This is a genomic window from Streptomyces ossamyceticus (assembly GCF_001418475.1).
Taxonomy (GTDB): Bacteria; Actinomycetota; Actinomycetes; order Streptomycetales; family Streptomycetaceae; genus Streptomyces; species Streptomyces ossamyceticus.
On the sequence record NZ_LIQX01000789.1, the window covers coordinates 1 to 6,955 of the forward strand.

Consider the following 6,955-nt stretch of genomic DNA (forward strand, 5'->3'; position numbering starts at 1 on the left):
GGGTGTACGGGAGCCCGCCCCACCCTCGGCGCCGGCGCGGGCTCCCGTACACCCTGCGGACGTGTCTCATGATGTATCAGCAGCTTCCCATCATCGATCTCTCGGCGGCCGAGCGCGGACCCGAGGCGCGCGGGCTGTTGCACGCGCAGTTGCACAGCGCGGCGCACGATGTGGGGTTCTTCCAGCTCGTCGGGCACGGGGTGGAGGGGACGGAGATCGAGCGGCTCACCCGGGTCATGCGGGAGTTCTTCGCGCTGCCCGAGGAGGCGCGGCTCGCCATCGACAACGTGCGGTCGCCGCACTTCCGGGGCTACACGCGCACCGGGGACGAGCGGACCGGCGGTCGGCAGGACTGGCGGGACCAGCTGGACGTGGGCGCCGAGCGGCCGGCCCGGGTGCCGGCGGACGGGGAGCCCCCGTACTGGTGGCTCCAGGGGCCCAACCAGTGGCCCCGGTCGCTGCCCGAGCTGCGGGAGGTCACGCTGGGGTGGATCGACCGCCTCAGCGGGGTCGCCGACCGGCTGCTGCGGGAGCTGCTGGTGTCGATCGGCGCCCCGGCGAACTTCTACGCCCCGATCTTCGGGGACTGGGCGCACCCGCATCTGAAGCTGGTGCGGTATCCCGGCAGTGCCGGGGACGGGGCCGACCAGGGGGTGGGGGCCCACAAGGACTACGGGTTCCTGACCCTGCTGCTCCAGGACCAGGTGGGTGGGTTGCAGGTGGAGCGGGAGGACGGGCTGTTCCACGAGGTGCCGCCCATCCCGGGGGCCTTCGTGGTGAACCTCGGGGAGCTGCTGGAGGTGGCCACCCAGGGGTATCTGGTGGCGACCAACCACCGGGTGGTGAGCCCGCCGGGGGCGACCGAGCGGTTCTCGGTGCCGTTCTTCTACAACCCGCGGCTGGACGCGCGGATAGAGCCGCTGGTCTTCCCGTACGCCTCGGCCGCGCCGGGCGTGACCGACGATCCGGCGAATCCGCTGTTCGCGGAGTACGGGTTCAACGAGTTGAAGGGGAAGCTGCGGGCGCATCCGCTGGTGGCGGAGCGGCATCACGCGGGGCTGCTCAGCCCCGCGTGACGCCCAGGAACTGCCGCGTCAGTGCGCGATGTCGCCGTAGCCCTCGATCTCGTGGGGGCTGCGGGGGCCGGGGCCGGTGTAGCGGGCGGAGGGGCGGACGAGGCGGCCGGTGCGCTTCTGTTCGAGGATGTGGGCGGACCAGCCGGCCGTGCGGGCGCAGGTGAACATCGAGGTGAACATGTGCGCCGGCACCTCGGCGAAGTCGAGGACGATGGCGGCCCAGAACTCGACGTTGGTGGCGAGGACACGGTCGGGCCGGCGTTCGTGGAGTTCGGCGAGGGCGGCCTTCTCCAGGGCCTCGGCGACCTCGAAACGGGGGGCGCCCAGCTCACGGGCGGTGCGGCGCAGGACACGGGCGCGGGGGTCCTCGGCGCGGTAGACACGGTGTCCGAAGCCCATGAGGCGTTCGCCCTTGTCGAGGGCGCGCTTGACGTAGGCGTCGGCGTCGCCGGTGCGCTCGATCTCCTCGATCATGCCGAGGACACGGGAGGGGGCGCCGCCGTGGAGGGGGCCGGACATGGCGCCCACCGCGCCGGAGAGGGCGGCCGCCACGTCCGCGCCGGTGGACGCGATGACGCGGGCGGTGAAGGTGGAGGCGTTCATGCCGTGCTCGGCGGCGCTCGTCCAGTAGGCGTCGACGGCCGCGACGTGCTTGGGGTCGGGCTCACCGCGCCAGCGGATCATGAAGCGTTCGACGACGGACTGCGCCTTGTCGATCTCGCGCTGCGGAACCATGGGCAGGCCCTGGCCGCGGGCGGACTGGGCGACGTAGGAGAGGGCCATGACGGCGGCGCGGGCGAGGTCCGCGCGGGCCTGCTCCTCGTCGATGTCGAGGAGGGGTTTGAGGCCCCAGACGGGGGCGAGCATGGCGAGGGCGGACTGGACGTCGACGCGGATGTCGCCGGAGTGGACGGGGATGGGGAAGGGCTCGGCGGGCGGCAGACCGGGGCGGAAGGCGCCGTCGACGAGCAGGCCCCAGACGTTGCCGAAGGAGACGTGGCCGACGAGATCCTCGATGTCGACGCCGCGGTAGCGGAGCGCGCCGCCCTCCTTGTCCGGTTCGGCGATCTCCGTCTCGAACGCGACGACTCCTTCGAGACCGGGTACGAAGTCGGACATCAGGCGGCTCCTCGTGATGTGTGCGACAGGGGGATCGGCTGTTCGGGAATCCATCCGGAATGTTCCTGCACGATACGCCTGAGTGCCACGTTTGGGGAGGGTGTGCGGCACTCAGTGCCACAACGGGGCGGGTGGGCCGTCGGTCGGCGGGTGCCGCGGGCGATACGGCAGGATGACCATGTGAACGATCCCGGTCTGGAGCCCGTGCCCGATCCCGCTGTGATGCGCAAGCAGTACCGCGCCGACGGGCTCGACGAGAGCGAGCTGGCCGCCGGCCCGATGGAGCAGTTCGGGCGGTGGTTCCTGGAGGCCGCGCAGGAGGGCGGGCTGTTCGAGCCGAACGCGATGGTGGTGTCGACGGCCGACGGCCAGGGGCACCCGAGTTCTCGTACGGTGCTGATGAAGGCGTACGACGAGCGGGGCTTCGTGTTCTACACGAACTACGACTCCCGCAAGGCGCGTGACCTGGCGGAGAACCCCCATGTGTCGCTGGTGTTCCCGTGGCACGCGATCGCCCGGCAGGTGATCGTGACGGGGACGGCGCGGCGCACGGGCCGGGACGAGACGGCGGCGTACTTCCGGGTGCGGCCGCACGGGTCGCAGCTGGGGGCGTGGGCGAGCGCGCAGTCGTCGGTGATCCCGTCGCGGGCGGAGCTGGAGGCGGCGTACGCGGAGTTGACCGCCCGGTACCCGGAGGGCGAGCAGGTGCCGGTGCCGCCGCACTGGGGCGGTTTCCGGGTGGTGCCGACGAGCGTGGAGTTCTGGCAGGGCCGGTACAACCGACTGCACGACCGGCTGCGGTACGTGGCTCTGCCGGACGGGTCGTGGCGGGTGGAGCGGCTCAGCCCGTAGGCGGACGGGTCAGTCCAGGACCTCGTCGAGGAGTGCGGCCCACTGGGCGACGACCTTGTCGCGGCGGCCGGTGTCGTCGGTGAGGAGGTTGGCGAGGCCGAGGCCGCGGGCCATGTCGAGCACGCCCTGGACGGTTTCGCGGACGCCGGGGACGGTCTCGTTGGCGTGCAGGAGCTCGACGGCGATGCGGTGGGTCTCGCGGCCGACGCGGGCCTCCAGTTCGGTGACGCGGGGGCGGAGCTGCTCCTCGTTGGAGGCGGCGACCCACAGGTGGAGGGCGGCCCGGAAGAGGGGGCCGGTGTAGAGGTCGACGAGGGCGGCGACGACGGCGCGGCGGTCGGCGGGGCCGTGGGGGAAGAGGTCGCGCAGGGCGAGGGAGCGTTCCTCGGCGACGTATTCGACGGCGGCGGTGAACAGGTCCTCGCGGGTGCGGAAGTGGTGCTGGGCGGCGCCCCGTGAGACACCGGCGCGCTCGGCGACGACGGAGACGGTGGAGCCGGCCCAGCCGTGTTCGGCGAGGCAGGAGACGGCGGCTTCGAGGAGCCGTTTGCGGGTGACGCGGCTGCGGTCCTGCTTGGGGCCGCGTTCGGCGACGGCGGCGGCGGTGTCCGCGGACGCGGTGTCCCGGCCCGCCGCGTCCGCCGCCGTATCCGCCGACGTGGCCGCGTCCGTGGCCGTGTCGGTGTCCGCCGTCGTGTCCTTGGATCTGCCCGTCGATGTATCCGCCGTGCTCACAGCACCCATCCCGGTTCCCGTCCTTCGAGGAAGGCCGTCATGCCCTCGCGGGCGTCGTCGGAGTCGAACAGCCGGGACGAGAGCCGGGTCAGTTCGCCCGCGTCCAGGTCGAAGTTCTCCAGCACCTTAGCCGTGAGCAGGCGTTTCGTTTCCGTCAGGGCCCTCGGTGCGGCTCGGCGCAGTCCGTCGAGGACGGGTGCGAGGACGGCGTCGACATCGGGTCCGGTGGCGGTGAGCAGGCCGATGCGGGCGGCTTCGTCGGGGCCGAACCGTTCGCCGGTGAGGTAGTGGCGGGCGAGGGCGCGGGGGTCGGTGCGGGGGCGCAGGGTGAGGGAGATGACGGCGGGGGCGACGCCGATGCGGACCTCGGTGAAGGCGAAGGTGGCGTCGGGTCCGGCGGCGGTGATGTCGCAGGCGCCGAGGAGGCCGAGGCCGCCGGCGCGGACATGGCCGGTGACGCGGGCGACGACCGGCTTGGGGAGGTCGAGGATGTCCCGGAGCAGTCCGACGACGGCTTCGGGGCGGGGCGGACGGCGCAGGTCGGCGCCCGCGCAGAAGGTGGTGCCGGTGTGGGTGAGGAGGACGGCGCGGGTGGCGTCGTCCTTGCCGCAGTGGGCGAGGGCCTCGGACAGGTCCCGCACGAGGCCGGCGGAGAGGGCGTTGCGGTTGGCCGGGGAGTCGAGGGTGAGGGTGGTGATGCCGCGGTGGTGGGCGGTGCGTACGAGGGGTGCGGGGGTGTCCGTCACAGGCGCTCCCTGAGTTCTCGGCGGAGGATCTTCCCGGAGGCCGCGCGGGGGACGCCGTCGATGAAGGTGACATGGCGGACGCGTTTGTAGGGGGCGACGCGTTCGGCGACGTACATCATGACCTCGCCCTCGGTGAGTCCGGTGGGGGTGGGGCGGGGGACGACGAAGGCGTGCGGGACCTCGTTGCCGTCGGCGTCGTAGTGGCCGATGACGGCGGCGTCGGCGATGCCGGGGTGGGTGATGAGGAGGGCTTCGAGTTCGGCGGGGGCGACCTGGAAGCCCTTGTACTTGATGAGTTCCTTGACGCGGTCGACGACGTACATCCAGCCGTCGGCGTCGCAGTGGGCGATGTCGCCGGTGGCGAGCCAGCCGTCCGCGTCGATCATGGCGGCGGTGGCGTCGGGACGGCCGAGGTAGCCCTTCATGACCTGCGGGCCGCGGATGAGGACCTCGCCGGACTCGCCCACGGGGACGTCCCGGGCGGGGTCGTCGAGGGAGACGACGCGCATCTCGGTGCCGGCGATGAGCTTGCCGACGGTACCGGGGGGCGCGGCGGCGGCCTGGTCGAGGGGGACCAGGTGGGAGCAGGGGGAGAGTTCCGTCATGCCGTAGCCCTGGACGACGGGCGGCAGGCCGAGGCGGGCGGAGCACGCGGCGGCGAGCCGGGCGTCGAGGGGCGCGGCGGCGGACAGCACGTGCCGGACCGAGGAGAGGTCGTACCGCTCGGCGGCGGGGTGCTTGGCCAGGGCGAGGACGATGGGCGGCGCCACGTAGAGGTGGGTGATGCGGTGCTTCTCGATGGCGGCCAGATACGCCTCCAGGTCGAAGCGGGGCAGGACGACGACGGTGGCGCCGCGGCGGAGCGGGGCGTTCATCAGGGCGGTGAGGCCGTAGATGTGGAAGAAGGGCAGGACGGCGAGGACGCGGTCGCCGGGGGCGGCGGGCATGACGGGTTCGAGCTGGGCGAGGTTGGTGGCGATGGACCGGTGGGTGAGCATGACGCCCTTGGGGACGCCGGTCGTGCCGGAGGAGTACGGCAGCACCGCGAGGTCGCTCACCGGGTCGATGGCGACGACCGGTTCGGGGGCGGTGGTGACGAGCAGGTCGATGAGGGAGCGGTGGCCGGGGGCGCTGTCGCAGACGAGGATCTCCCGGATGCCGCCGGCGCGTTCGGCGGCGGCGCGGGCGGTGTCGAGGAGGGGTGAGACCGTGATGATCCAGCGGGCGCCCGAGTCGGTGAGCTGCTTGGCGAGTTCGTCGGCGGTGGCGAGGGGGTGCGCGGTGGTGACGGTGGCCCCGGCGCGGGTGGCGGCGTAGAAGGCGGTCGGGTAGGCGATGGTGTTGGGGCTGTGCAGGGCGAGGACGTCGCCCTTGCGGAGGCCGGTCTCGGTGAGGGCGGCGGCGAGCCGCCGGTGGAAGAGGTCGAGCTGCGCGTAGGTGAGGGTGGTGCCGTCGGTGCCGTCGATCAGCGCGGGGGTGTCGCCGTGGTCGGCGGCGTGGCCGAGGACGGCGTCGTGGATGGGCAGGTCGACGGGCTGGATGTCTGCGTACTCGCTGCGGAACATGGTTCCTCCTGGCAGTACGGCTGAGGTCGGCTGCGGCGTGCGCGGCTGGGGGCCCGGCGGCCGCCGTTCCCGCCTCCGGGGCGTCGAGGGCTCGGGGCGTGGGTGGACGGGTCGGCGGCTCAGTAGGACTTGGGCAGGCCGAGGGTCTGGTGGGAGACGTAGTTGAGGATCATCTCCCGGCTGACGGGGGCGATCCGGGACACCCGGGAGGCGGTGATCAGTGAGGCGAGGCCGAACTCGCGGGTGAGGCCGTTGCCGCCGAGGGTGTGCACGGACTGGTCGACGGCCTTCACACAGGCCTCGCCGGCGGCGTACTTCGCCATGTTGGCGGCCTCGCCCGCGGCCGCGTCGTCCCCGCTGTCGTAGAGGTGGGCCGCCTTCTGCATCATCAGGCGGGCCAGTTCGACCTCGATGTGGGACTGGGCGAGGGGGTGGGCGATGGCCTGGTGGGCGCCGATGGGCTGACGCCACACGGTGCGTTCGCGGGCGTACTCGACGGCGCGGGCGAGGGCGTAGCGGGCCATGCCGAGGGCGAAAGCGGCGGTCATGATGCGTTCGGGGTTGAGGCCCGCGAACAGCTGGAGCAGGCCGGCGTTCTCGTCGCCGACGAGCGCCTCGGCGGGGAGCCGCATGTCGTCGAAGGTCAGCTCGAACTGCCACTCGGAGGCGCGGAGTTCCATGTCGATGGGCCGGTACTCGAAGCCGGGGGTGTCCCGGGGGACGATGAACAGGCAGGGCTTGAGGTTGCCGGTGCGGGCGTCCTCGGTGCGGCCGACGATGAGGGTGGCGTCGGCCTTGTCGACGCCGGAGATGAAGACCTTGCGGCCGGTGAGCAGCCAGTCGGCGCCGTCGCGGCGGGCCG

At 72.7% G+C, this 6,955-nt stretch carries 7 protein-coding genes; 2 read left to right on the forward strand and 5 right to left on the reverse strand.

Features of this window, described 5'->3' with window-relative positions; genetic code table 11:
* Positions 1 to 68: 68 nt before the first annotated feature.
* The gene (locus AOK15_RS38775; protein WP_055523614.1) at positions 69 to 1,076 is read left to right on the forward strand and encodes an isopenicillin N synthase family dioxygenase; all 1,008 of its coding nucleotides are present in this window, start codon (positions 69 to 71) and stop codon (positions 1,074 to 1,076) included.
* 18 nt (positions 1,077 to 1,094) lie between these two features.
* Here AOK15_RS38775 and AOK15_RS38780 read toward each other — a convergent pair whose 3' ends face one another.
* On the reverse strand, positions 1,095 to 2,195 hold the full coding sequence (locus AOK15_RS38780; protein ID WP_055523616.1) for a citrate synthase 2: 1,101 nt from the start codon (positions 2,193 to 2,195) through the stop codon (positions 1,095 to 1,097).
* A 222-nt stretch (positions 2,196 to 2,417) separates the two neighbouring features.
* Here AOK15_RS38780 and pdxH point away from each other — a divergent pair, with 222 nt between their 5' ends.
* Complete coding sequence (gene pdxH / locus AOK15_RS38785; protein WP_055523626.1) at positions 2,418 to 3,047, forward strand: pyridoxamine 5'-phosphate oxidase; 630 nt, start codon at positions 2,418 to 2,420, stop codon at positions 3,045 to 3,047.
* Positions 3,048 to 3,056: 9 nt separating this feature from the next.
* Here the strand turns inward: pdxH and AOK15_RS38790 are convergent, their stop codons facing one another.
* The 4 genes from AOK15_RS38790 to AOK15_RS38805 all read right to left on the reverse strand — a co-directional run.
* Positions 3,057 to 3,791 carry a TetR/AcrR family transcriptional regulator gene (locus tag AOK15_RS38790; RefSeq protein WP_055523619.1) on the reverse strand — a complete coding sequence of 245 codons (735 nt, stop codon included), beginning with the start codon at positions 3,789 to 3,791 and terminating at the stop codon, positions 3,057 to 3,059.
* Positions 3,779 to 4,528: an enoyl-CoA hydratase family protein gene (locus AOK15_RS38795; RefSeq protein WP_055523621.1), complete on the reverse strand. Its 750-nt coding sequence runs from the start codon at positions 4,526 to 4,528 to the stop codon at positions 3,779 to 3,781. Before AOK15_RS38795 ends, AOK15_RS38790 begins: the two co-directional genes overlap by 13 nt.
* Positions 4,525 to 6,093, reverse strand: a complete 1,569-nt coding sequence (locus AOK15_RS38800) for a 4-coumarate--CoA ligase family protein (RefSeq protein WP_055523624.1) — start codon at positions 6,091 to 6,093, stop codon at positions 4,525 to 4,527. Before AOK15_RS38800 ends, AOK15_RS38795 begins: the two co-directional genes overlap by 4 nt.
* Positions 6,094 to 6,212: 119 nt before the next feature.
* On the reverse strand, positions 6,213 to 6,955 hold a 743-nt coding region (locus AOK15_RS38805), incomplete at its 5' end, for an acyl-CoA dehydrogenase family protein (protein ID WP_240508797.1).